The organism is uncultured Croceicoccus sp., assembly GCF_947496385.1.
GTDB lineage: Bacteria > Pseudomonadota > Alphaproteobacteria > Sphingomonadales > Sphingomonadaceae > Croceicoccus.
Genome location: NZ_CANMCP010000003.1, coordinates 60156 through 83223, shown reverse-complemented (window position 1 = coordinate 83223; position 23068 = coordinate 60156). Strand labels below are relative to the sequence as shown.

The 23068-nt window shown below is 66.3% G+C and carries 32 protein-coding genes; 13 read left to right on the top strand and 19 right to left on the bottom strand.

The annotated features are described in order from the left end of the window. Positions 1-8: 8 nt before the first annotated feature. The 8 genes from Q0897_RS06235 to leuC form a co-directional block, all read right to left on the bottom strand. Positions 9-803 carry an NUDIX domain-containing protein gene (locus Q0897_RS06235; protein WP_299308304.1) on the bottom strand — a complete coding sequence of 265 codons (795 nt, stop codon included), beginning with the start codon at positions 801-803 and terminating at the stop codon, positions 9-11. 67 nt (positions 804-870) lie between these two features. Then, the gene (gene grxD / locus Q0897_RS06230; protein WP_299308303.1) at positions 871-1200 is read right to left on the bottom strand and encodes a Grx4 family monothiol glutaredoxin; all 330 of its coding nucleotides are present in this window, start codon (positions 1198-1200) and stop codon (positions 871-873) included. A 42-nt stretch (positions 1201-1242) separates the two neighbouring features. After that, complete coding sequence (locus Q0897_RS06225) at positions 1243-1476, bottom strand: BolA family protein (protein ID WP_202083197.1); 234 nt, start codon at positions 1474-1476, stop codon at positions 1243-1245. Between the two features lie 24 nt (positions 1477-1500). Next, on the bottom strand, positions 1501-1824 hold the full coding sequence (locus tag Q0897_RS06220) for a DUF1476 domain-containing protein (RefSeq protein WP_299308301.1): 324 nt from the start codon (positions 1822-1824) through the stop codon (positions 1501-1503). Between the two features lie 29 nt (positions 1825-1853). Continuing rightward, on the bottom strand, positions 1854-2450 hold the full coding sequence (gene leuD / locus Q0897_RS06215; RefSeq protein ID WP_299308300.1) for a 3-isopropylmalate dehydratase small subunit: 597 nt from the start codon (positions 2448-2450) through the stop codon (positions 1854-1856). A gap of 49 nt (positions 2451-2499) precedes the next feature. Then, complete coding sequence (locus Q0897_RS06210) at positions 2500-2664, bottom strand: LPXTG cell wall anchor domain-containing protein (RefSeq protein ID WP_299308299.1); 165 nt, start codon at positions 2662-2664, stop codon at positions 2500-2502. Further along, positions 2661-3260, bottom strand: coding sequence for a DNA-deoxyinosine glycosylase (locus tag Q0897_RS06205; RefSeq protein WP_299308298.1), 600 nt, complete (start codon positions 3258-3260; stop codon positions 2661-2663). Before Q0897_RS06205 ends, Q0897_RS06210 begins: the two co-directional genes overlap by 4 nt. Positions 3261-3277: 17 nt before the next feature. Further along, entirely contained in the window at positions 3278-4732 is a 1455-nt protein-coding gene (gene leuC / locus Q0897_RS06200) for a 3-isopropylmalate dehydratase large subunit (RefSeq protein WP_299308297.1), read from the bottom strand. A gap of 102 nt (positions 4733-4834) precedes the next feature. Between leuC and Q0897_RS06195 the strand changes: the two genes are divergently transcribed. Beyond that, a complete protein-coding gene (locus Q0897_RS06195) occupies positions 4835-5440 on the top strand; it encodes a sterol desaturase family protein (protein WP_299308296.1) in 606 nt (201 codons plus the stop codon). A 9-nt stretch (positions 5441-5449) separates the two neighbouring features. Here Q0897_RS06195 and Q0897_RS06190 read toward each other — a convergent pair whose 3' ends face one another. The 9 genes from Q0897_RS06190 to Q0897_RS06150 are packed head-to-tail and all read right to left on the bottom strand — an operon-like array spanning position 5450 to position 8888. Continuing rightward, positions 5450-5863 (bottom strand): SufE family protein, encoded by a 414-nt coding sequence (locus tag Q0897_RS06190; RefSeq protein ID WP_202083206.1) that lies wholly within the window; start codon positions 5861-5863, stop codon positions 5450-5452. A 48-nt stretch (positions 5864-5911) separates the two neighbouring features. Continuing rightward, positions 5912-6139, bottom strand: a complete 228-nt coding sequence (locus Q0897_RS06185; protein WP_202083207.1) for a hypothetical protein — start codon at positions 6137-6139, stop codon at positions 5912-5914. Positions 6140-6169: 30 nt separating this feature from the next. After that, on the bottom strand, positions 6170-6439 hold the full coding sequence (locus Q0897_RS06180; protein ID WP_299308294.1) for a hypothetical protein: 270 nt from the start codon (positions 6437-6439) through the stop codon (positions 6170-6172). Further along, positions 6436-6774, bottom strand: a complete 339-nt coding sequence (locus Q0897_RS06175; RefSeq protein ID WP_299308292.1) for a hypothetical protein — start codon at positions 6772-6774, stop codon at positions 6436-6438. The genes Q0897_RS06180 and Q0897_RS06175 overlap by 4 nt, the downstream gene beginning before the upstream one ends. Positions 6775-6777: 3 nt before the next feature. After that, positions 6778-7074, bottom strand: a complete 297-nt coding sequence (locus Q0897_RS06170; RefSeq protein WP_299308290.1) for a hypothetical protein — start codon at positions 7072-7074, stop codon at positions 6778-6780. 28 nt (positions 7075-7102) lie between these two features. Further along, positions 7103-7477: an envelope stress response membrane protein PspC gene (gene pspC, locus Q0897_RS06165; RefSeq protein WP_299308288.1), complete on the bottom strand. Its 375-nt coding sequence runs from the start codon at positions 7475-7477 to the stop codon at positions 7103-7105. Next, a complete protein-coding gene (pspB, locus tag Q0897_RS06160; protein WP_366519912.1) occupies positions 7474-7770 on the bottom strand; it encodes an envelope stress response membrane protein PspB in 297 nt (98 codons plus the stop codon). The genes pspC and pspB overlap by 4 nt, the downstream gene beginning before the upstream one ends. A gap of 12 nt (positions 7771-7782) precedes the next feature. Beyond that, positions 7783-8736 (bottom strand): phage shock protein PspA, encoded by a 954-nt coding sequence (pspA, locus tag Q0897_RS06155; RefSeq protein ID WP_299308286.1) that lies wholly within the window; start codon positions 8734-8736, stop codon positions 7783-7785. Next, positions 8733-8888, bottom strand: coding sequence for a hypothetical protein (locus Q0897_RS06150; RefSeq protein WP_202083214.1), 156 nt, complete (start codon positions 8886-8888; stop codon positions 8733-8735). Before Q0897_RS06150 ends, pspA begins: the two co-directional genes overlap by 4 nt. A gap of 157 nt (positions 8889-9045) precedes the next feature. Here Q0897_RS06150 and pspF point away from each other — a divergent pair, with 157 nt between their 5' ends. The 12 genes from pspF to Q0897_RS06090 all read left to right on the top strand — a co-directional run bounded on the left by pspF (position 9046) and on the right by Q0897_RS06090 (position 21765). Beyond that, positions 9046-10089: a phage shock protein operon transcriptional activator gene (gene pspF, locus Q0897_RS06145; protein WP_299308280.1), complete on the top strand. Its 1044-nt coding sequence runs from the start codon at positions 9046-9048 to the stop codon at positions 10087-10089. Positions 10090-10125: 36 nt separating this feature from the next. Then, complete coding sequence (locus Q0897_RS06140; RefSeq protein WP_299308278.1) at positions 10126-10974, top strand: hypothetical protein; 849 nt, start codon at positions 10126-10128, stop codon at positions 10972-10974. Between the two features lie 170 nt (positions 10975-11144). After that, a complete protein-coding gene (gene rimP, locus Q0897_RS06135; RefSeq protein WP_299308276.1) occupies positions 11145-11714 on the top strand; it encodes a ribosome maturation protein RimP in 570 nt (189 codons plus the stop codon). 2 nt (positions 11715-11716) lie between these two features. Further along, on the top strand, positions 11717-13393 hold the full coding sequence (gene nusA / locus Q0897_RS06130; protein ID WP_299308274.1) for a transcription termination factor NusA: 1677 nt from the start codon (positions 11717-11719) through the stop codon (positions 13391-13393). Next, positions 13374-14111: a DUF448 domain-containing protein gene (locus Q0897_RS06125; protein WP_202083225.1), complete on the top strand. Its 738-nt coding sequence runs from the start codon at positions 13374-13376 to the stop codon at positions 14109-14111. Before nusA ends, Q0897_RS06125 begins: the two co-directional genes overlap by 20 nt. A gap of 112 nt (positions 14112-14223) precedes the next feature. Continuing rightward, positions 14224-16854 (top strand): translation initiation factor IF-2, encoded by a 2631-nt coding sequence (gene infB, locus Q0897_RS06120; protein WP_299308269.1) that lies wholly within the window; start codon positions 14224-14226, stop codon positions 16852-16854. 12 nt (positions 16855-16866) lie between these two features. Beyond that, positions 16867-17406, top strand: a complete 540-nt coding sequence (locus Q0897_RS06115) for a DUF1697 domain-containing protein (RefSeq protein WP_299308267.1) — start codon at positions 16867-16869, stop codon at positions 17404-17406. A gap of 61 nt (positions 17407-17467) precedes the next feature. Next, on the top strand, positions 17468-17875 hold the full coding sequence (gene rbfA, locus Q0897_RS06110; RefSeq protein WP_236672050.1) for a 30S ribosome-binding factor RbfA: 408 nt from the start codon (positions 17468-17470) through the stop codon (positions 17873-17875). 17 nt (positions 17876-17892) lie between these two features. After that, on the top strand, positions 17893-18504 hold the full coding sequence (locus Q0897_RS06105; RefSeq protein WP_299308263.1) for a thymidine kinase: 612 nt from the start codon (positions 17893-17895) through the stop codon (positions 18502-18504). A gap of 51 nt (positions 18505-18555) precedes the next feature. After that, positions 18556-19650: a GTPase ObgE gene (gene obgE, locus Q0897_RS06100; RefSeq protein WP_299308261.1), complete on the top strand. Its 1095-nt coding sequence runs from the start codon at positions 18556-18558 to the stop codon at positions 19648-19650. 36 nt (positions 19651-19686) lie between these two features. Then, a complete protein-coding gene (gene proB / locus Q0897_RS06095) occupies positions 19687-20835 on the top strand; it encodes a glutamate 5-kinase (protein ID WP_299308260.1) in 1149 nt (382 codons plus the stop codon). Between the two features lie 24 nt (positions 20836-20859). Continuing rightward, positions 20860-21765: an NAD-dependent epimerase/dehydratase family protein gene (locus Q0897_RS06090; protein ID WP_299308259.1), complete on the top strand. Its 906-nt coding sequence runs from the start codon at positions 20860-20862 to the stop codon at positions 21763-21765. A gap of 33 nt (positions 21766-21798) precedes the next feature. Here Q0897_RS06090 and Q0897_RS06085 read toward each other — a convergent pair whose 3' ends face one another. Continuing rightward, positions 21799-22590 (bottom strand): phosphoadenylyl-sulfate reductase, encoded by a 792-nt coding sequence (locus Q0897_RS06085; protein WP_299308257.1) that lies wholly within the window; start codon positions 22588-22590, stop codon positions 21799-21801. Beyond that, positions 22583-23059, bottom strand: a complete 477-nt coding sequence (locus tag Q0897_RS06080) for a DUF934 domain-containing protein (RefSeq protein ID WP_299308630.1) — start codon at positions 23057-23059, stop codon at positions 22583-22585. The genes Q0897_RS06085 and Q0897_RS06080 overlap by 8 nt, the downstream gene beginning before the upstream one ends. Positions 23060-23068: the final 9 nt, after the last annotated feature.

Below are 23068 nucleotides of genomic sequence, written 5' to 3'. Positions count from 1 at the left end.
TTCTGCGTTCAGATTTCGCGAAACGGAATCCGGTCGTCCGAATAGCCGAGGCCGGAGGGTATGGAGATGTAACGCGCCCCGTCCGTCTCGCTGATATGAGGGCGGACGATGCGCGGCGCGATTGTGCGCGCGTGCGCCTCGATTGCGGGGTAGTCGGTGAAGGCCGCGACCCGCTCCAGATTGCGGATCGTGGGATGGACAAGCGCGATTTCGCCGCGCGCATGCTGCGCCATGAGCACATCCGCCGGGGCCCAGAGGAGGCTGTCGCTCTCGGTGCCGTCGGCGCTCACGGCCACGGCGCCGGTGCCGATGTCGGCGATGAAGAAGCGGGTATCGAACACGCGGCTGGTCCCGGCCGGCGGGCACCAGCGGGCAAAGGGGGTGAGCGCGTCCGTGTCCAGGGTCCAGCCTTCGCCGCGCAGCACGCCGGAAAAATCGCCAGTTTCGAGCAGCCGCGCCCGTGCGCGCTCGGCATCGGCCCGCGTCACCTGTTGCGCCAGCCCGACGAGCAGGCCCGTCTCCTCCAGCGTTTCGCGGATGGCCGCAACATGCGCCGCGGCCCAGCCCGCCGGTATGCCGGGCAGCATTTCGCGCGCCAATGCGCCGTCGCCGGGGTCGACCCTGCCGCCCGGGAACACCATGGCCCCGCCGGCGAAGCGCAATTTGCGCGCCCGCTTTACCATCAATATTTCAAGAGCGTCATTCCGCCGGCGAAACACCATGAGCGTGGCGGCGGGGGTCGCGCCGTCCGGCGCCGGTTCGTCGGGCAAAGCGGCCGCCCATTCGCGGAGCGTGCCGCTCATCCTTCGCGAGAAGCCCGGTTGCCGGCGCGCGGCGATTTCGCAGCTGCGACGGTCGCCGCGGCCTGCATCAATCCGCCTTCGCGACCTGCTTTTCGGCCATCAGCGTGTTGAGCTCGCCGGCCTCGAACATTTCCATCATGATGTCGCTGCCGCCGACGAATTCGCCCTTCACGTAAAGCTGCGGGATGGTCGGCCAGTCGGAATAGGACTTGATCCCCTGCCGGATTTCCATGTCCTGCAACACGTCGACGCTGCCGTATTTCACGCCGAGATGGTCGAGAATGGCGACCGCCCGGCTGGAAAAACCGCACTGCGGAAACAGGGGCGTGCCCTTCATGAACAGGACGACGTCATCCGCCTTGACGATTTCTTCGATGCGGGTGTTCGTGTCAGACATTATCGATGCGTTCCGTTATTGCTATGAATCCGTTACCGGAACTCAATTGGGAACCGCGGTGGTCAGTTGCAAGGCGTGGAGAACGCCGCCCATCTTTCCATCGAGCGCGGAATACACCGCCTTGTGCTGCTGCACCCGGCTTTTGCCCGCAAAGCTGGGGCTGACCACATGGGCGGCGTAATGGTCGCCATCCCCGGCGAGATCGCGAATGGTGACCTCGGCATCGGGGATCGCCTCGCGGATCATGGTTTCGATTTCGTCGGCCTGCATCGGCATGGGCTTCGTCCTTTGTAAATGGGGTTACGCTTCGCCGATAAGCTGGCGGCGCGCCTCGACCGCCTTTTGTTCGAGCGCGACGCGCACGGCGGCCTCGTCAATGTCGCAGCCGGCCGATACGAGGTCGCCGAACACCTTGCGGATCACGTCCTCGTCGCCCGCTTCCTCGAAATCGGCCTGCACGACCGCCTTGGCGTAGGATTCGGTTTCGGCGTCCGACAATTCCATCTTCTCCGCCGCCCACACGCCGAGCAGGCGATTGCGCCGCGCGGTGACGCGGAACATGTTCATCTCGTCCTGCGCGCTCTTGGCTTCCTCGGCCCGGCGACGGTCATTGAAATCGGTCATGTGAGGCACCTTTTGGATGAAGACGGCGGTCAGGCCGCGCGCGGTCCGGAAAGAAAGGAAAGCTGCGATGCGGCGCGGGTTTCATAGGCCGAAATCGCATCGCCGCGTTCCATGGTCAGCCCGATTTCGTCGAGCCCGTTGAGCAGGCAATGCTTGCGAAACGGGTCGACGTCGAAATGGAACCGGTCCTGCATCTCGGTGCCGACGGTCTGGTTTTCGAGGTCGACGAACAATTCGCCCTCCACCGCCACCGCGAGCAGGCGGTCGATCTGTTCCTGCGGCAATGCGACGGCGAGGATGCCGTTCTTGAACGCATTGCTCGAAAATATGTCGGAAAAGCTGGGCGCGATCACGACGCGGACGTCCATGTCGAGCAGCGCCCAGGCAGCGTGTTCCCGGCTCGACCCGCATCCGAAATTGTCGCCCGCGATCAAGATCGGCGCGCCTTCGTAGCGGGGATCGTCGAACACATTGCCCGGCTTTGCCCGGACAGTTTCGAACGCCCCCTTGCCCAGCCCTTCGCGCGAAACGGTCTTGAGCCAGTGCGCGGGGATGATGACGTCGGTGTCGACGTTCTTCGCGCCATAGGGGATGGCGCGGCCGGCGATTTCGTTGATCGGTTCCATGGTGTTCAGCCTACCCGAGCCGCGCCCTGCGCCTCAACCGAAATCGGCATCAGTCGGTTTCCGGCGGGTTGGCGCCCGGCGCAGGCTTCGCGTTTCGCGCCTGCGCGCGTTCGCGGCGCCGCGAGGCGTAGAGCAGCGCGGCGGCCAATGCGGCCGATCCGATCGCGGCGCCGGCCATCGCCGCTTTTCCCGTCAGGCTGTTGTCGTCGCTCATTCCTCATCCTTTCCCGTATCCGGTGTGACGTGCCGGTATGCGGCCCTATCTGCGGCAATGCGCGCCGATTGCAAGCACTCCGGACGCAGATAATCGCGAATCGCATTCCATTCGCGCGCCTTTTCGTCGCGCGTCACCCGGCAATAGGCAGGGCTGCTCGACGGGAGGGTGAGGAGGGCGGGGGCATTGGCGGGCAGCATCCGCCGCCCGATCCGCGCCGCCGTCCCGCCGTTGAACCCGATGAGCCGCAGCGCGGGAAGCGAGGCGGCCAGCGCGGCCAGCGCATTGCCCTCCACATCGCGCATCGCGCTGTCGAGGCTGCCCGAACGGCGCGCGGTCCGCGCAACATCCCACAGACCGATGCCCGCCATGCCCAGCACCGACAGCCGCGCGGCGTAGGGCAGGGCATCGAGATCGACCCCGATGGCCCCGCCGACAAGGTGCCAGAACTGGTTGCGGGGATGCGCGTAATATCGCTGCGCACGAAGCGACGCCTCCCCCGGCAGGCTGCCGAGCAGGAGCACCCGGGTTTCCGGCGTCGTGACGGCGGCAAAGGAGGATTTGCGCGGCCCGTTCTCCTTTGTCCCCGCGGCCACCGGCAATGCCGATGCGATCAGGCCGGTTCGGTCGCGGCGACCGGCGCCAGGTCGCGCACATCGGTCAGCCGCCCGGTCACCGCCGCCGCCGCCGCCATCGCGGGCGAAAGCAGGTGGGTGCGCGCCCCCGGCCCCTGTCGTCCGACGAAATTGCGGTTGGAGGTGGAGGCGCAGCGTTCGCCCGCCGGCACCTTGTCCGGGTTCATGCCGAGGCACGCCGAACAGCCCGGCTCCCGCCATTCCAGCCCGGCCTCGGTGAATATGCGGTCGAGGCCTTCCTCCTCCGCCTGTTCCTTGACCAGGCCGGATCCGGGCACGACGATGGCCCATGTCACGCTATCCGCCTTGCGCCGCCCCTTGAGCACGGCGGCGGCGGCGCGCAGATCCTCGATCCGGCTGTTGGTGCACGACCCGATGAAAACGTTCTGCACCGTGACATCCGTCATCGGCGTACCCGCGGTCAGGCCCATGTAATCGAGGCTGGCCTGCGCGGCGGCGCGTTTGGATGGGTCGGCAAAGCTGGCCGGATCGGGCACCGCGCCGTCGATGGGGACGGTGTCCTCCGGGCTGGTGCCCCAGGTGACGGTGGGGGGAATGTCGGCCGCGTCGATATGGACGGAACGGTCGAAACGCGCACCCTCGTCGGTGGGCAGTGTCTTCCACCATGCGAGCGCACGGTCCCATTCCTCGCCCGCGGGCGCCATCGGTCGGTTTTTAAGATAGCGGAACGTGGTGTCGTCCGGCGCGATCAGCCCGGCGCGGGCGCCGCCCTCGATCGCCATGTTGCACACGGTGATGCGTGCCTCGACGCTCATCTCGCGAAACACGTTGCCGCGAAACTCGATGACATGGCCGGTTCCGCCCGCGGTGCCGATGGTGCCGATGATGTGCAGCACGACATCCTTCGCCGTCACGCCGGGGCCGAGCTGCCCTTCCACCACGACCTCCATCGTGCGCGACTGCTTGAGCAGCAAGGTCTGCGTCGCGAGCACGTGCTCGACCTCGCTCGTGCCGATGCCGAAGGCCAGCGCGCCCAGCCCGCCATGCGCCGCCGTATGCGAATCGCCGCACACGATCGTGGCGCCGGGAAGGGAAAAACCCTGCTCCGGCCCGACGACGTGGACGATGCCCTGTTCCCGGTCCGCATCGCCGATATAGCGTATGCCGAAAGCTGGCGCATTGGCCTCCAGCGCGGCAAGCTGCGTCGCGCTCGCCGGGTCGGCGATGGGAATGCGGCGGCCATCGGGGGTGCGGCGCGCCGTCGTGGGCAGGTTGTGATCCGGCACCGCGAGGGTGAGGTCGGGGCGGCGCACGCTGCGGCCCGTGCTGCGCAACGCTTCGAACGCCTGCGGGCTGGTGACCTCGTGGACGAGGTGCCGGTCGATATAGATCAGGCAGGTGCCATCGTCGCGGCGCTCCACGACATGAGCGTCCCAGATCTTTTCGTACATTGTGCGGGGTTTGCTTGCCATAATGTTGCAGCCATTGGCGCGTTGCTGCGCGAAATGCAAGGTGATGTGATTCTTGCAAAAGTCACTGGCGGTTCATCTGTGGGTGGCATAATGTGGGGCGTTATGACGTTTGCTCACAAAATCCTCATCGTGCTGGCCAGTGCCATTGCGATGGAATTCGTCGCGTGGTTCGCACACCGGTACATCATGCACGGGTTCGGATGGGGCTGGCACCGGGACCATCATCGCAAGCACGACGGTTTTTTCGAGAAGAACGATCTTTACGCGCTGTTCGGCGCGGCGCTGTCGCTCGGGCTGTTCATCATCGGCGACCAAGCGATGGCGGGGCCGTTCTACTGGGAGCCGGGCACCTACATGGGGCTGGGCGTGATGCTCTATGGGATCGTTTATACGCTGATTCACGACGGGCTCGTGCATCAACGCTGGTTCCGGTACGTGCCGCGCCGCGGTTACATGAAGCGGCTGGTACAGGCCCACCACCTGCACCACGTGACCCATTCGAAGGAGGGCGGCGTGAGCTTCGGTTTCGTGTTCGCCCGCGATCCGAACCGGCTGAAGCAGGATCTCATGCAGCAAAGACGCGACAGCGAGGTAAAACTGCGCCGCGCACAGCTCGCACAATCGGGAGGCGAAAGCGGCGCCTGTGCCGTCAGCCAGCCCCCCCGCGAACGGCGTTCGGGAAGCCGGCGCCGCCGCAGCGCACCCTAAATCAACAGATCAATCCTGCGCCGCGATGCGTGTCGCGGTTTCGCGGATGAGCGCGATCATGTTCGGCACGCCCTGCGTCCGGTTCGATGACAGCTGATTTTTGAGGTCGAAGGGTTCGAGCGCGCCTTCCACATCGGTATCGCGCACTTCGTCCGCCGGGCGGTCCTGCACCGCGGCGAGCACCAGCGCGATGATCCCCTTGGTAATCGCCGCGTTGGAATCGGCAAGGAAGTGGAGCCGCCCGTCCTCAGTCTGCGTGGGATAGACCCACACCGCGGCGGAGCATCCCTTGACCTGCGTGCTCTCGGTCTTGAGCGCGGGCGGCATCGGGTCCAGCTCCCGGCCCAGCTCGATGAGCAGGCGGTAGCGTTCATCCCCTTCGAGAAATTCATATTCCTCGCGAATGTCGTCGATCGTGCGCATGGCACCGGCTGCTAGCGCGATGCGCCGCGCATTACAATCGCGCTCCGCTCACAGGTCGACGCCCGCCGCGATCGCCTCCAGCCGGCGAATGCGTTCGCGCATCGCGGCAAGCTCGATCCGCGCCCCGGTGGGCGAGGCGTCCTGTTCGGCCTCGCCGCGCTCCATCTCCCGGCGCTTGAGGTCGAGCCAGCCTTCCCACCCTTTCAAAAGCGCGCCCAGCGTCAGGCAAAGCCCGATCAACGCACAAATCGCGACAGGCAGATATTCGGTTGCCATATCTATCGCTCCTCTTGATGGACCGGCGGGTCAGACCTCGCGCCGGTCGCGCAGCTTCTCGATCTCTTCGGCAAGGCCCACGCTCTGCCGGTCGTCGGTGGCGATCCGTTCGAGCACGTGGATACGCTCCTTCAACTCGGCGATCTCGGCGCGCATCCGGTCCTCGTCACCGCGATCCAGCCTTATGGGATTGCCATCCTCGTCGGTGGCATAGCCTGCGCTCGCATTCTGTTTCGCGCGCATGACCTGCGCGATGGATACGATCGCCACTATGAGGACGATTGCGGCCCAGAAGCTCATTGCATCTTCTCCTTTTCAGGCGCGCGCCCGTGGTCGACGGAGCGCAGGGCGTCGATCTCGTGGCTCAGCCCGTATCCCGTGTCGGTCACGATCCGTTCCACATTGGCGAGCCGGTCCTTCACCGATCCCAGTTCGGCGCGAAGGGCCGCGTTTTCCTGCGTGACGAGTTTCACCCGTTCCTCCGCCTGCGCGTCGTGCTTCGGGTAAACCGACTTGCCCCAGCTGTTTTCGAGCGGGTAGCCGTGCCGCACGCGGATGAAGGTGTTGACGACCCAGGCGGCTGCAAAGGACACGGCGGCAACGCCGGCGACCGCGGGTGTGAGAATATCCTCCATCGTTCAGACCTCGTGCCGCGGGTGAGTGATCTTCGGGTCTAGCCGTGCGGCGCTGTCCTCGTGACGGAGCGCCTCGATCTGGTCGGAGAGGCGATAGCCGCTGTCGGTGACGATGCGTTCGAGGACGCGGATCCTCTCCTCCAGCGCCTGCGTGTGCTGCGCATATTGCGCGGCCTTCTCGGCAGTGGCGCCGACCTGCATCTGCGCCATTTTCGCCTGGTGGCGGGTCCAGATGACCAGCGCGGCGATCAGGAACGGCGCCAGCGGTATCATGATGCCCAGAACTGCAACGATATCCATGATGTTTCCCCCTTCTTGCCCCGGTGCCTTACCGCAGGCGCTCGATTTCGGCCGACAGCGCGCGGTTCGAACTCACGTAATGTTCCTCCACGCGGGCGAGGCGGCGGTCGATGTCGCGGAACTTGCCCTTCACCTGCCGGGCGGAGGCGGAGGGCGATTTGCGCACGTCCTGCCAGAATTTCTCCTCCTGCCGGTCGTGATAGAGCTGCTCCGGCTTTTTCGGCGCGATGAACCCGGCGGCGAAATAAAGCAGCAGCGGCCAGCCCATGGTGAGCGTGAAGATGATGAAGCCGAGGCGGATCCAGAACGCGTCCATCCCGGCGTAATTGCCCATGCCGGAACACACGCCCATCAACTTGCCATTCGCCTTGTCGCGATAGAAACGGGTGCGGGGCGTGTTCATCGTGCATTCCTTTCCTTGATCAGCCGGTCCAGCTCGTCGAGCTTGGCATTGTCGGCGTTGCGCGCGGCATCGAGGCGCGGGGCATCGAAATGTTCGCGGCGATATTCGGGGCTTTCGCTGGCGACGAGCCGTTCGACGGTTTCCATCCGCTCATCCAGGCGGCGGGCGAGCTGGTAGAGTTCCTCCAGCATGTCCTCGTCATTGTCGGTCAGTTTCGGCGTGGTCTTCCACTTGGTGATATAGTGGAACAGCAGCCACGGCAGGCCGAGGAATATCAGCAATACGGCAAGCATGTCTTCCACGGATCAATCCCCCTTGTCTTCGTTGCCGCCCTTCATGGCGCGCTTCAATTCTTCGAGTTCGGCATCGACATTGTCGTCGCCGCCAAGAGCCTCGATCTGTTCGGCGAGGCTGGGCTCGCGATTGCCGCCCCGGTCGTATTTCAGCGCATCGGCGCGCCCTTCGGCATAATCGACGCGGCGTTCCAGCTGATCGAAGCGGGCCATCGCCTCGTCCACGCGCTCGGTCGAAAGCAGCGTGCGCAGCTTCACGCGGTTCTCCGCGCTTTCCAGGCGGGCGGCGATCTGCGTCTGGCGGCTGCGTGCCTCGCGCAGGCGGCCCTGCAATTTCAGGATGTCCTCCTCACAGGCGCGCAGGCTGTCGTCGAGCACGGCGATCTCCTCGCGCAGCTTGCCCGCGAGATCGGACGCCTTCTTCTTCTCCGTCAGCGCGGCGCGGGCGAGATCCTCGCGGTCCTTCGACAGCGCGAGCTGCGCCTTCTCGCTCCAGTCGTCCTGAAGCCGTTCGAGCCGGCCGCAATGCCGCTGCATCTCCTTCTGATCGGCGATGGTGCGGGCGGCGCTGGCGCGCACCTCGACGAGCGTTTCCTCCATCTCCATGATGATCATGCGGATCATCTTGTTGGGGTCGTCGGCCTTGTCGAGCAGATCGCTGAAATTGGCCGCGATGATGTCGCGGGTCCGGTTGAATATGCCCATCAAAGGTGCTCCATATTGCGAAATCTGGTCGTTGAAGCGGCGCGGAGTGTCGGCATTGCGCGGCTGACGGTCGGTGCCGTTCGCCGGTTCGCCGGAACGCTCTGCCTGCGGGCGACGCAGCCGGGCCACTTCGTTTTCGAAGCGCGAGGCCGCGGCATTGTCGCGCGATGCGCGCCGTTGTTCCGCCCGCTCGGCGTGGAGCCTGTCCGCCTCGCGGCGGCGCTCGTCTTTTTCGGGTTCGAGATCGAAAGGTTCGGTCATGCAAGATATCCGGCGGTGGCGGCGACGAAATGAATCCCTTGCGAACTGGCCTGCATCTGCTGGCTCAACGCAAAGACATTGAGCGCCAGCATCGCGACCAGGCTGGCGGCGGCGGACCATCCTACCGGCGTGCTGCGAAAACGTTCAAGCATCTTTCATTTCCTCACTGTGTTCGATGTGTGCCCCCATCATTGCAACCGCCGTGCCAGTTTCGATTTCGCATGAGAAAACAAGGGCTTGCGATTTTTTCGCGAGCACGCGCCATGGGGCGTATTGCCCACACTTGGTGAAATGTGCCAATGTTTGGGAATGGAGCGCGAAAGCCAGTTCGTCGGCCAGTCCTCGGCCATTCTCGACGCGGTCGAACGCGCCAGCCGCGCCGCCGCATTGTCGCGGCCCGTGCTGGTCGTGGGCGAACGCGGCACGGGCAAGGAGCTGATCGCGGAGCGCCTGCACCGCCTGTCCGACAGGTGGGGCGAACCGCTGGTGGTGATGAATTGCGCGGCGCTTCCCGAAACGCTGATCGAGGCGGAATTGTTCGGGCACGAGGCGGGCGCCTTCACCGGCGCCACCAAGGCACGCGAGGGCCGGTTCGAGGAGGCGCACGGCGGCACGTTGTTCCTCGACGAGCTGGGCACGCTGTCCATGGCGGCGCAGGAGCGCCTGCTGCGCGCGGTCGAATATGGCGAGGTTACGCGCATCGGGTCCTCCCGCCCGCGCCGGGTCGACGTGCGCATCGTCGCCGCCACGAACGAGAATCTTCCCGCCATGGCGCAGGCGCACCGGTTTCGTGCCGACCTGCTCGACCGGTTGAGTTTCGAGGTCATCACGCTTCCGCCCCTGCGCGCGCGGGAGGGCGATATCGTCGTGCTCGCCGATTTTTTCGGGCGGCGCATGGCGGCCGAATTGCACTGGGACGGGTGGCCGGGTTTCCGCGAGGAGGTGCTCGACGCGCTGGAGGCGTATGAGTGGCCGGGCAATGTGCGTGAATTGCGCAACGTGGTCGAGCGCGCGGTCTATCACTGGGACGACAGGCGCGACGCGGTGGGTGAGATGATCTTCGACCCCTTCGATTCGCCCTGGGCACCGAAGGGGGAGGGCAGCGCGCGGGGCGATGAGAGTGAGGCCGCGGTGCCCGCGAAGGTCGTGGCGGAAACGCCGGCCTTCGATTTTGCCGGGGTCGACGATCTGCGCGGGGCGGTCGATGCGCACGAACGCGCCATTGTGGAGGCGGTGCTGGAGCGCAATCGCTGGAACCAGAGGCGGGCGGCGGAATCGCTCGGCCTGACTTATGACCAGCTGCGCCATTGTCTCAAGAAACATTCGCTATCCCCGGCGCAGCAGGCGTCCTAAACCCGGCCCGCGATCATCAGCACAGCGAGGGGACAGATGAGGATTTCAGCATTCGTGGCCATCGCGATGGGAGCAGCGTTGCTGCCGCCCGTCGCCCATCCGGCCCTGGCGCAGGAGAGCCCGATGGCGCCGCGTGACGAGGAGGCACGGGTCGCCGATGCCCGGCTCGCCGCATCGCGTGCGGAGACGATGGATGCCCTCGATCGGGCCGCGATGGTCGCGCAGGATGCGTTTCGGTGCGGGGACGCGGGCGCGGATGTCCCCGTCATCGCCGTTCCGGACGGTGAGGATGCATTTCGCGCTATCGTCCTTTCGGATACGGCGGTTCCCCATGCGCTGGCGCGATACCGGGTCGGGGCGGGGCGGGTCCTGTCCGGCGGCATGATTGAGGATGCGGCGGAACGCACGCTCTCCCCCGAGGAGCGCCGGCTGGCCAATGCGCGCGCTACCGCCCTGCGTGAGCGGGAAAGCCGCGGGCTGCCGCTATGCTCCGAACGGTCGCCGCGCACCATCGTTCTGCCGCCTGAGGACGACGGCACTGTCCCTGTCTATGTGATGAGCGCACGCCGGGAAGCGGGCGTGCTGCCGACAGGCGGGCATTACCGTTTCGACATCGACGAAGCGGGCGCGGTGGCGCACTGGTGCGTGATGGCCGACGGGTGCCGGGACGCGCGATGGGACGTGGACGATCCCGAGCTGGACAAGCAGGTGTTCGTCCTTGCCCACACGCTCGACGATCATCCCAACGCGGTGCTGATGCTGCTCAGCCGCCGCCTGCCGTTCAGCATGGGGGTGGTCACGGGCGACGTGATCTGGCCGGTGATCGGCGGGGAGATCACGACCCCGGTGCCGATGATGGACGACCTTCTCCCAACCGAAGATTGATGCGCGCCCCTTGCCTTTTATCGGCGGGGGGCGTAAATGCGATTCATCCCGACATTGTCATGGCAAGGTCCGGGCCGAAGCCGAAAGGCTCCGGCGCGATGGCCGCTACGTGGCATTCGTTCGGGTTCTTGATGTTTTCCGGCCCCCTGGCCGACGAGAAGGAGCGACATTTGGCCGACCTGATCCGCGTAACCGAATTGTGCGAAGCCGAAGCGAAAGGCTGCGGCTTCGAACTGGTGCGCGTGAAGCTGTTCGGATCGGACGATGAGCGCACCTTGCAGGTGATGGCGGAGGATCCCGCCACCGGACAGCTGGTGATCGAGCAGTGCATGACGCTCTCCCGCCGGATTTCCGACGCCATCGATGCGCGGGAAGAGGCCGGTGACGAGCTGATCGACGGCGCCTACCGGCTCGAGGTGAGCAGCCCCGGCATCGACCGGCCGTTGACGCGAGAGCAGGATTATGCCGACTGGGCCGGGCACGAGGCGCGCATCACGCTGGACAAGAAGGCCGATGCGCCGGGCGGCAATCGCCGCACGTTCCACGGTGATCTCGCCGGGATCGAGGATGGCATGGTCACGATCGAGGATCGCAAGAACGGCCGGACCGTTCTGCCATTCGCGGACATTCACGCGGCGAAGCTGGTCCTGACCGACCGGCTGATCGCCGCGACCGGGCCGCTGGACGCCAGCGGGGCCGATGAAATCGACGACGAAGAATTCGAAGAACAGGAAGACTGACCATGGCCAGTGCAATTTCCGCCAATCGCGCAGAGCTTCTCGCCATCGCCACCTCGGTCGCGAACGAGAAGATGATCGACAAGTCCATCGTGATCGAGGCGATGGAAGAGGCGATCCAGAAGAGCGCGCGCAACCGTTACGGCGCCGAGAACGACATCCGCGCAAAGCTCGACCCGCAGACCGGCGACCTTCGCCTGTGGCGCGTGGTCGAGGTCGTCGAGGAGGTCGAGGACTATTTCAAGCAGGTGAATGTCGAGCAGGCGCAGAAGCTTGAGGATGGCGCGAAGGTCGGCGATTTCATCGTCGATCCGCTGCCGCCCGTCGACCTGGGTCGGATCGACGCGCAATCGGCCAAGCAGGTGATCTTTCAGAAGGTCCGCGATGCCGAGCGCGAGCGTCAGTATGACGAGTTCAAGGACCGCGCCGGCGAGATCATCACCGGCGTCATCAAGTCGGTCGAGTTCGGCCATGTCATCGTGAACCTCGGCCGGGCCGAGGGCATCATCCGCCGCGATCAGCAGATCCCGCGCGAAATGGCGCGCACCGGCGAGCGTATCCGCGCGCTGATTTCCAAGGTCGAACGCAACAATCGCGGGCCGCAGATCTTCCTCTCCCGCGCGCACCCCGATTTCATGCGCAAGCTGTTCGCGCAGGAAGTGCCCGAAATCTACGACGGCATCATCGAGATCAAGGCCGCCGCCCGCGACCCCGGCAGCCGCGCCAAGATCGGCGTGATCAGCCACGACAGCAGCATCGACCCCGTCGGCGCCTGCGTCGGCATGAAGGGCAGCCGCGTGCAGGCGGTCGTGCAGGAATTGCAGGGCGAGAAGATCGACATCATCCCGTGGAGCGAGGACACCGCGACCTTCATCGTGAATGCGTTGCAGCCCGCCACGGTGAGCCGCGTCGTCATCGACGAGGAAGAGGGCCGCATCGAGGTGGTCGTGCCCGACGATCAGCTTTCGCTGGCCATCGGTCGCCGCGGACAGAACGTGCGGCTGGCCAGCCAGCTCACCGACAGTCAGATCGACATCATGACCGAGCAGGAATCGGGCGAAAAGCGGCAGAAGGAATTCGCCGAACGATCGAAGGTGTTCGAGGAAGAGCTCGACGTCGACGAGACGCTTTCGCAGCTTCTGGTGGCCGAAGGCTTCACCGAGCTTGAGGAAGTCGCCTATGTCGAGCGCGACGAAATTGCCGCCATCGAAGGTTTCGACGAGGAGCTGGCCGAGGAATTGCAGTCCCGCGCGGTCGAGGCTCTCGAACGGCGCGAAGAGGTCTACCGGACGCAGCGCCGGGAGCTGGGCGTCGAGGACGATCTCGCCGAGTTGCCGCATCTGACCGAGGAAATGCTCGTCGTGCTGGGCCGTGCCGGGATCCTGACGCTGGACGATCTGGCCGATCTCGCCACGGATGAGCTCATCCAGAAGCGCCGTGCCGAACCGCGCCGCCGCGAAAACTCGCCCCCGCCGCGCCGCACCTCGCAGCGCAGCGAGGACAAGGGCGGCGTGCTCGGCGCCTATGGCCTTTCCGAAGAGCAGGGCAACGAGATCATCATGGCCGCGCGCGCGCACTGGTTCGACGACGAGGACGAAACGCCCGCACCGCAGGCTCCTGCCGAACAGGCCGCCGACACGGCCACGCCAGAGGAGGCCGCCGATGCGGAATCCTCCCAATGAGCCGCTAGGTTCCGACAGCTTCGACCTGCAGGCGGGGAAGGGCGGCAAGCCCTCTCCGGCTGAGGCCGCGCCTGAACGCCGCTGCATTCTGACGGGGCGGGTGGCCTTGCGCGAAACCATGCTGCGTCTGGCGATCGCGCCCGATGGGACGGTCATGCCCGATCCGCGCGCGCAGGCGCCGGGTCGCGGGGCGTGGATCGGCGTGTCGCGCCCCGCTCTTGAAGAGGCGATGGCTAAGGGCCACCTAAGGGGGGCGCTGGCCCGCGGGTTCAAGGGGGCGGCGTTGACCGTGCCCGACGATCTGCCCGAACGGGCCGAGGCGGCGCTGACCCGCAGCTTTACCGACCGGCTCGGCCTCGAATGGCGGACCGGCAATCTGATCGCGGGGTCGGACCGCATTGCGGAAAAGGCGCGCGGCGGCCGCGTGCACTGGCTCGCCCATGCAAGCGATGCGGGCGAGGACGGATCGCGCAAGCTGGACCAGGCATGGCGCGTGGGACAGGACGAGGAAGGGTCGGGCATGCGCGGCATACGCTTGCCACTGGACCGGGCGGGCCTCTCTGTGGCATTGGGCCGCGAGAATGTCGTTCATCTGGCGCTGACCGATCGCGCCGCGGCGGGGCGGGTGTCCGCTCTGCTGGCACGGCTGCTTCATTTCCTGGGTCGCGATCACGGGGTCGCACCACCTGGACCCGAACCTGCGGAGGCGGCGAGCTAGCGGCCTGCCGCGCACCCGCGACGCGGCGGGACATACGAGACACGAGCGTGCGCACGCTTTCCAAACCATGCGCGAGATGACGAGACGAATTATTCAAGGGCGTACTGACCAGATGAGCGAAGACGAAAAAACCACCCGCACCCGCAAGCCGCTTGGCCTCAAGCGGTCCGTGGAATCGGGCGAGGTCAAGCAGACCTTCAGCCACGGCCGCACCAACAAGGTCGCGGTCGAGGTGAAGCGCAAGCGCAAGATCCTGAAGCCCGGCGAAACGCCCGCCGAGGCTCCGAAGGCCGCGCCGACGCCCGACGCCGCACCCGCGGCAAAGGCGCCGACGCCGGCCCCCGCGCCGGCACCCCGCCCCGCACCCGCCGCGAAGAAGCCGCCGGTGAGCCGCGAGACGCGCCAGGAAACGCAGGCCCGCCTGCTGCGCGAAGCGGAAGAGGCACGCCTCGCCTCGCTCGAGGAAGCGAATCGCCGCGAGCAACAGGAAAAGCAGAAGGCGCTGGAGGAAGAAAAGCGCCGCGCCGAGGAAAACCGCAAGGCCGAGGAAGAGGCCGCGAAGAAAGCCGCCGAGGAGGCGAGCGCCCCCGAAGCCGCGCCGGAACCGGCCGAGGCGAAGGACGAAGCACCTGCCAAGGATGCGGCGACCAAGACCGACGCCGCCGAAACGGCGAGCGAGCCTGCGCCGCAAGAGAACGTGGCGCCCGAAGAGGACAAGGCCGACACCGCCACCAAGGCGCCGGCCCCGCGCAAGTTCACGCCCGTAAAGCGGCCCGAGATCAAGAAGCCGAAGGAAGAAAAGAAGCCCGCGCCCGCCCGCGAAACGCGCGGTGCCAATACCGGCGATCGCCGCAAGGGCGGCAAGCTGACCGTGAACAAGGCGCTGAACGAGGACGAGGGCGCCCGCGCCCGCAGCCTCGCCGCGCTGAAACGTGCGCGGGAAAAGGAACGCCGCTCGCAGAGCCGCGGCCCCTCGCAGCCGCGTGAGAAGCAGGTGCGCGACGTCGTCGTGCCCGAGGCGATCACGGTGCAGGAGCTCGGCGTCCGCATGGCCGAGAAGGGCGCGGACCTCGTCAAGGCGCTCTTCAACCTGGGCATGATGGTCACCGTCAACCAGACGATCGATCAGGACACGGCGGAGCTGCTGGTCGAGGAGTTCGGCCACAACATTACCCGCGTGTCGGAAAGCGACGTCGATATCGACACCGCCGAGGACGTCGATCCCGAGGATACGCTGAAGCCGCGTGCGCCGGTCGTCACCATCATGGGCCATGTCGACCACGGCAAGACCAGCCTGCTCGACGCGCTGCGCGGGACCGACGTGACCCGCGGCGAGGCGGGTGGCATCACGCAGCATATCGGCGCCTACCAGGTGAAGACGAAGAGCGGCGATGTCGTGACCTTCGTCGACACGCCGGGCCACGAAGCGTTCACCGAAATGCGGATGCGTGGGGCCAATGTCACCGACATCGTCATCCTCGTGGTGGCCGCCGATGACGGGCTGATGCCGCAGACGATCGAGGCGATCAATCACACGAAGGCGGCCGGCGTGCCGATGATCGTGGCCATCAACAAGATGGACAAGCCCGAGGCCAATCCGCAGAAGATCCGCGAGCGCCTGCTCGAGCACGAGATCATCGTCGAGGACATGAGCGGCGACGTGCAGGATGTCGAGGTGTCGGCCAAGGAAGGCACCAATCTCGACAAGCTGCTCGACGCGATCTCGCTGCAGGCCGAACTGCTGGAGCTGAAGGCGCGGCCCGACCGCGACGCGGAGGCCACGGTGGTCGAGGCGAAGCTGGACAAGGGCAAGGGGCCGCTGGCCACCGTGCTCGTCAGCCGCGGCACGTTGAAGCGCGGCGATACCTTCGTCGTCGGCACCGAGAGCGGCAAGGTCCGCGCGCTGCACGACGACAAGGGGCGCCAGGTGAAGGAAGCCGGCCCCTCCATGCCGGTCGAGGTCCTCGGCCTCAGTGGTGTGCCGCGTGCCGGCGATACGCTGACCGTGGTGGAAAACGAGCAGCGCGCCCGCGAGGTTTCGGAATATCGCCGCGAAAAGGCCGCAGAGAAGCGCACGGCGGCAACGCCTGCGACGCTCGACAACATGTTTTCCGCGCTCAACAACGATGTCGTGGAATTCCCGGTCGTCATCAAGGCGGACGTGCAGGGTTCGGTCGAGGCGATCGCAACCGCGCTCACCCGCCTGTCCAACGATCTCATCAAGGTCCGCATCCTGCACCAGGGCGTGGGCGCCATCACCGAGAGCGACGTGACGCTGGCCTCGTCCAGCAGCGCGCCGATCATCGGCTTCAATGTCCGCCCGAACGCCAAGGCGCGTCAGCAGATCGAGAAGAACAAGGTCGAGCTGAAGTACTACGACGTGATCTATCACCTGACCGAGGAGATCGCGAAGGAGATGGCGGGCGAGCTTGGTCCCGAGCGGATCGAGAATGTCGTCGGCCGCGCCGAGGTCAAGCAGGTGTTCCCTGCGGGCAAGCGCGACAAGGCGGCGGGCCTGCTCGTCACCGAAGGCACCATTCGCAAGGGGCTTTTCGCGCGTCTCACCCGCGACGACGTCATCGTTTCGGCCACCACGATTCAGTCGCTGCGCCGGTTCAAGGACGATGTCGCCGAAGTGCGCGCCGGGCTCGAATGCGGTGTCGTTCTGGAAGACACGAACGATATCAAGGCGGGCGACATGCTCGAGGTGTTCGAGGTCGAGGAACGCGAACGCACGCTTTAAGGGGAACGGCGCATGGCGCGCTATGTCGCATTTCTCGGCAGCGTGAATGTCGGCGGCAACCGGCTTTCCATGGCCGAGCTGCGGCACGCGCTGGAGCGTGAGGAGTTCGAAAATGTCGAGACCGTCGTGGCGAGCGGCAATGTGCTGCTCGACCACGACGATCGCCCGACCGACGGATTGGCGGAGAAGATCCGTTATATCCTGCTCGACCGGTTCGACATTGACGGGATGGTGGCGGTGCGTTCGCGGGACGAGCTTGCCGCCGCGATCGCCGAAAACCCGTTTGCCGCAGATGGCGAGGAAGCCAGGGTACACACCATGTTCCTCGCCGGGCAGCCGGAGCCGGAGGCGTTCGCCGATCTCGTCGCCGCCTATGACGGGCGCGGACCGGAGCGGATCGCACCCGGCACGCGCGCGGTGCACGTCGACTGGTGCGAGGGCGTGGGGAAAAGCCGCCTGACCGGGCCGTTCATCGAACGACGGCTGGGCATGGGCGGCACGGCGCGGAACCTGCGCTCCATGCGGCGGGTTCTCGCCAAGATGGACGCATAGGATTACGCAAGGGGCCGCACCTGTTACCATGGCGGGGCAAGGCCAGGAAAGACGCAGACAATTGGCACGCAACTCATCATCCGGCGCCGCTTCCGGCGAACAGCAATCGGTCCGCGTCCTCAAGGTGGGCGAACGGGTGCGGCACATATTGTCCGAACTGCTCGCCCGCGGGGAGGCGCATGACGACACGCTGTCGTCCACGTCGGTCAGCGTGACCGAGGTGCGCATGTCGCCCGATCTCCGCCAGGCAAAAGTCTATGTGAAACCGCTGCTCGGCGCCGAGGAAGACGCGGTGGTGAAGGCGTTGCAGGTCAACACGGCCTTTTTCCAGAAGGAAGTCGCCAAACGGCTTGGCCTGAAATTCGCGCCGAAATTGCAGTTCCGCGGCGACGAGACGTTCGACGAGGCCGGGCGCATCGACCGCCTGCTCAACGATCCGCGCGTTCGCCGCGATCTCGGCGACGAATAGACCGCCCGAAGCCGCGGATGGCGAAGCTCTATTTCTACTACGCCAGCATGAATGCCGGCAAGTCGACCACGCTGCTGCAGGCCGATTTCAACTATCGCGAGCGGGGCATGGCGACGATGCTGTGGACCGCGGCGGTGGACGACCGCGCCGCCGGCATGCCGATCGCCAGCCGCATAGGGCTGGAGGCGGATGCCCACCGGTTCGACGCCGACACTGACCTCCACGCCGATATACGTGAGCGCCATGGCCGCGCGACGCTCGCCTGCGTGCTGATCGACGAGGCGCAATTCCTGACGAAGGCGCAGGTCTGGCAATTGGCCGATGTCGCGGACGAGGCGAATATTCCCGTGCTTTGCTACGGCCTGCGCACCGATTTTCAGGGGGAATTGTTTCCCGGATCGGCGGCGCTTCTGGGGATTGCGGATGCGCTGATCGAATTGAAGGCGGTGTGTCATTGCGGGCGCAAGGCATCGATGAACCTGCGCGTCGATGCCGAAGGGCGCGCGGTACAGAGCGGCGCGCAGACCGAGATCGGCGGCAACGACCGCTATGTCGCGCTGTGCCGCCGGCATTTCAGCGCGGCCCTGCGCGGCGGCGCGGCGGTGCCCACCGCCGAAGACATGCGATAATCGCTGCATCTGCGCTGGCCCTTTGGCGAAGGGGTCGCTACATGCCGTTTCATGCATTTTCTCGATCAGGCCAAGATCTACCTGCGCTCCGGCGCCGGCGGACCCGGAGCGGTAAGTTTCCGGCGCGAAAAATATATCGAATATGGCGGGCCTGATGGCGGCAACGGCGGGCGCGGCGGCGACATCGTGTTCGTTGCGGTCGCCGGGCTGAACACGCTCATCGATTTCCGCTATACCCAGCATTTCAAGGCGCAGCGCGGCATTCCCGGCATGGGCAAGGACCGCACCGGCGCGGCGGGCGAGGATCTCGTGATCGAGGTTCCGGTCGGCACGCAGATCCTGTCGGAGGACCGCGAGGAGGTCATCGCCGATTTCACCAAGGTCGGCGAACGTCTCACCCTGCTCGAAGGCGGGATGGGCGGCCGCGGCAATGCAAGCTACAAGAGCAGCACCAACCGCGCCCCGCGGCAGCATCAGCCCGGCCTTCCGGGTGAGGAGATGTGGGTCTGGCTGCGTTTGAAACTGCTGGCCGATGTCGGGCTTGTCGGGCTTCCCAATGCGGGCAAGTCCACTTTCATCAACCAGCTTTCGAATACCAAGGCGAAGGTCGGCGCCTATGCCTTTACCACGCTGCGTCCGCAGCTTGGCGTGGTGCGGCACAAGGGACGCGAATTCGTCGTCGCCGACATTCCCGGCCTGATCGCCGGCGCGGCGCAGGGTGCGGGGATCGGCGACCGCTTCCTCGGCCATATCGAGCGGTGCCGCGTGCTCATCCATCTCATCGACATCAACGGCTTTGGCGAGGGGCAGGAACCCGGCGACGCGCTGCGCATCGTGCAGGACGAGCTCGAGGAATATGGCGAGGGGCTGGCGGACAAACCGCGCCTTGTCGTCCTCAACAAGATCGACCTTGCCGATGGCGAGCTGGTCGCCGGATTCGCCGAGGAGCTCATGGCGGCGGGGGCGGACGATGTGTTCGCCATTTCCGGCGCCACGGGCGAGGGCATTCCCGAATTGCTCGACGCCGTGCTGACCCATCTTCCCATCGAGACGCAGACCGAGACCGGCGGCGCCGCGATCGAGGACGAAGCCAATACATCCACCCCATCGGGCGCGACGGACCGTGACTGGTCGCCGCTCGATTGACTTTAAGTTAACACACCCATGCTCTAGGCACCCATTATGAACGTGACTCGCGATACCATCACCACGCTGGGCGATCTGGCCCGGTCCTCTTCATGCCCGCGCATCGTTTTCAAGGTGGGGTCCGCCCTGCTCGTCGATGCGGAGGGACAGCCGCGGCGCGAATGGCTCGCCGGGCTGGCCGACGAAATCGCCCACGCCCGTGCGCGCGGACAGGAAGTGATCGTCGTCAGCTCCGGCGCGACTGCGCTCGGCGCCGCGCGGCTGGGCTTTGACAAGGGCGGGCGCGGCAGCCTCCCCGATGCGCAGGCGTCCGCCGCCGTGGGGCAGATCGAGCTCGGCGGTATCTGGTCCGAAGTGTTGGGCCGGCATGATCTGATCGCGGCGCAATTGCTCGTCACGCTGGAGGATCTGGAGGATCGCCGCCGCTATCTGAATGCCGCCGCCGCGATCGCCCGCCTGCTGGAGGCCGGCGTCGTGCCCGTGGTGAACGAGAACGATTCGGTCGCGACGGCCAAGCTGCGTTTCGGCGACAATGACCGGCTCGCCGCGCGCGTGGCGCAGGCCGCCGATGCCGATGCGGTGGTGCTGCTCTCCGACGTGGACGGCCTGTTCGACCGCAATCCCAAGGATCCCAAGGCAAAGCGCGTGCCTGTCGTGCGCGGCGTCACCGACGAATTGCACGCCATGGCCGACGGCGGCAGCGCATCGGGCCTGGGCACCGGCGGCATGACGACGAAGCTGAAAGCCGCCGAAATCGCGGAGCGGGCCGGCATTGCGCTGGTCATTGCAAACGGGTTCCACGATCATCCCGTCCGCCGCGCATTGGAGGAGGGGATCGGGACGCTGTTCCTGCCCCGGCGCAGCGATGGCGCGCGCAAGGCCTATATCGGCGGGCGCATGCAGATGAAGGGCGAGCTTATCGTTGACGCGGGCGCGGCCATCGCGCTGCAGGCGGGCGGCAGTCTCCTCGCCAAGGGCATCACCGCGGTGTCCGGCGAGTTCGAGAAGGGCGACCCGGTCATGATCCGCGACGATCGCGACCGCGACATTGCCAAGGGGCTGACCGAATATGACGCGGAGGAATGCCGCCTCATCCTCGGCAGCCATTCGAGTGATCAGGCCAGCCTGCTCGGATATGAGCCGAAGTCGGCGGTCGTGCATCGCGACCAGATGGTCCTGCTGTGACCCACGCCGCCCGGTAGGACGGCGATGCGGATCGCCATCACCGGGGCGACGGGCTTTGTCGGCTCCACGCTGCTCGATCTCGCGTCGGGGGAGGGGCATGCCATCGCGGCGCTGACCCGGCGGGAACAGGCGCCGCGGAGCGGGGTGGACTGGGTGCGCGGCGATCTTGCAGACAGGGCGGCCTTGCGCGAATTATGCGCCGGGGCCGACGCGGTGATCCATGTCGCGGGCGTGGTCAATGCGCCCGATGCGGCGGGCTTTCACGCCGGTAATGTGGAGGGCACGCGCAATGTCCTCGACGCCGCGCGGGAGGAGGGCGTCGCGCGTTTCGTCCACGTCTCCTCCCTCGCCGCGCGTGAGCCGTCGCTTTCGCACTACGGCCAATCGAAGCATGGAGCCGAGAGCCTCGTCACCGCGGGTGAGCCTGGCTGGGTCATCGTGCGCCCGCCCGCCGTTTACGGGCCGCGCGACACCGAAATGTTCGAATTGTTCAAGGCGGCGAAGACGGGCATCGTTCCCCTGCCGCCACCGGGGCGCACCTCGATGATCCACGTCGGCGATCTGTCGCGCCTGCTGCTGATCCTCGCGGGGGATGCGACGCAGGATGGCGCCGTGCTGGAGCCCGACGACGGACGCGAAAACGGGTGGAGCCATGCGGAGATGGCGCGGGCGATCGGCGCCGCGATGGGGCGCCGGGTGCGACCCGTCCACGTGCCGGCGGCGTTGCTGCGCCTCGCCGCGCAGGGCGACCGGATGATGCGCGGAGCAGGCGCGAAGCTGACGCCGGACCGGGTGGGCTACATGTTGCATCCGAACTGGACCGCGCGGGCGGAATGCAGGCCGCCGCGTGCGCTGTGGCAGGCGGAGATCGACACGCGCGAGGGGCTGGCGGAAACCGCGCGCTGGTACCGGGCGCAAGGCTGGCTGTGACCGCGCGCGTAAGGCCGGTCTAGTTCGGGCGGTCTAGAAGGCCGGTTCGAACCCCGGCGGCAATTCGTCGCCGTCGGCGCCCGGCACCGCATGGATGCCGCATTCGGTCTTGTCCCAACCGCGCCACCGGCCCGAACGCGGATCCTCGCCCGGCGCGACCTTGCTGGTGCAGGGGGAGCAGCCGATGGAGGGGTAGCCCTGCTCGACCAGCGGGTGACGCGGCAGGTCGTGCTCGGTCATATAGGCCTCGATATCGTCCTTGGACCAGCCGATGATCGGGTTCACCTTCAAACGCCCAGCCGTGTCGGAGGTGTCCACCTCGAACACGGGCAGGTCGGCACGCGTTTCCGACTGAAACGCCTTGCGACCCGTGATCGACGCATCATACCCGGCCAGCGCGTCGGCCAGCGGCAACACCTTGCGAATTTCGCAGCAGCCATCGGGATCATAGGACCAACGCAGCCCGGTATCATCCTTCGCCGCGAGCGCAGCCTTATCGGGGTAGAGATTGACCAGCCCGGTCAGCCCAAGCGCATCGACCAGCGTATCGCGATAGGCGAGCGTTTCGGGAAAATGCTTCCCCGTTTCCAGGAACAGCACCGGCGCATCGGCATCCACCTGCGCCACGAGATGCAGGAGCGCTGCACTCTCCGCGCCAAAGCTCGACACCATGGCAACGCGCCCCGCCACGCCATCCTTCAACACGGCGCGCAGGATGTCCTGCGCCGAGGCACCCGAATATTGCGCATTCAGCGCGGCGGCATCCGCCTCCGTAAAGCGCGGGGCGGTGTCGATCCGGTCCGGGCGGCGGGCAGCATCAGCCATCAACGGCCCCGTCTTTCCGCCCATGGCGCAGCGCCCAGATCGGCGTGCGGCCATCGACTGTCTTCTGATACACATCGTTCCAGCGGTTGAGCGCTGCCTCGGCATCGCCGGGATTGAACGGCGCATCGGGTTCGAACGCGTCAAAACCGCAGCGGCGCATATAGGCGATCTGATCGACCAGCACGTCGCCGACCGCGCGCATTTCCCCGTCATAGCCCGCCTCGCGCAGGATTCGTGCCGCGGAATAGCCGCGCCCGTCGCCGAACGCGGGAAAATTCACCTCGACCCGTGCGATGCGGCCGATATGGGGGATCAACTCGCGCGCATCCTCGCCCGGTTCGATGCGGACGGCGCTGGCGTTGGTCTGCCCGGCGAACGCCTCGACCGTGACGGCGGGTTCGGCGGTGCCTTCATCCTCGCGAAGGCGCAGCACATTGCCGGCGTCCGGCCCGCGCCCTTCGCTTTCCATCTGCGTCTG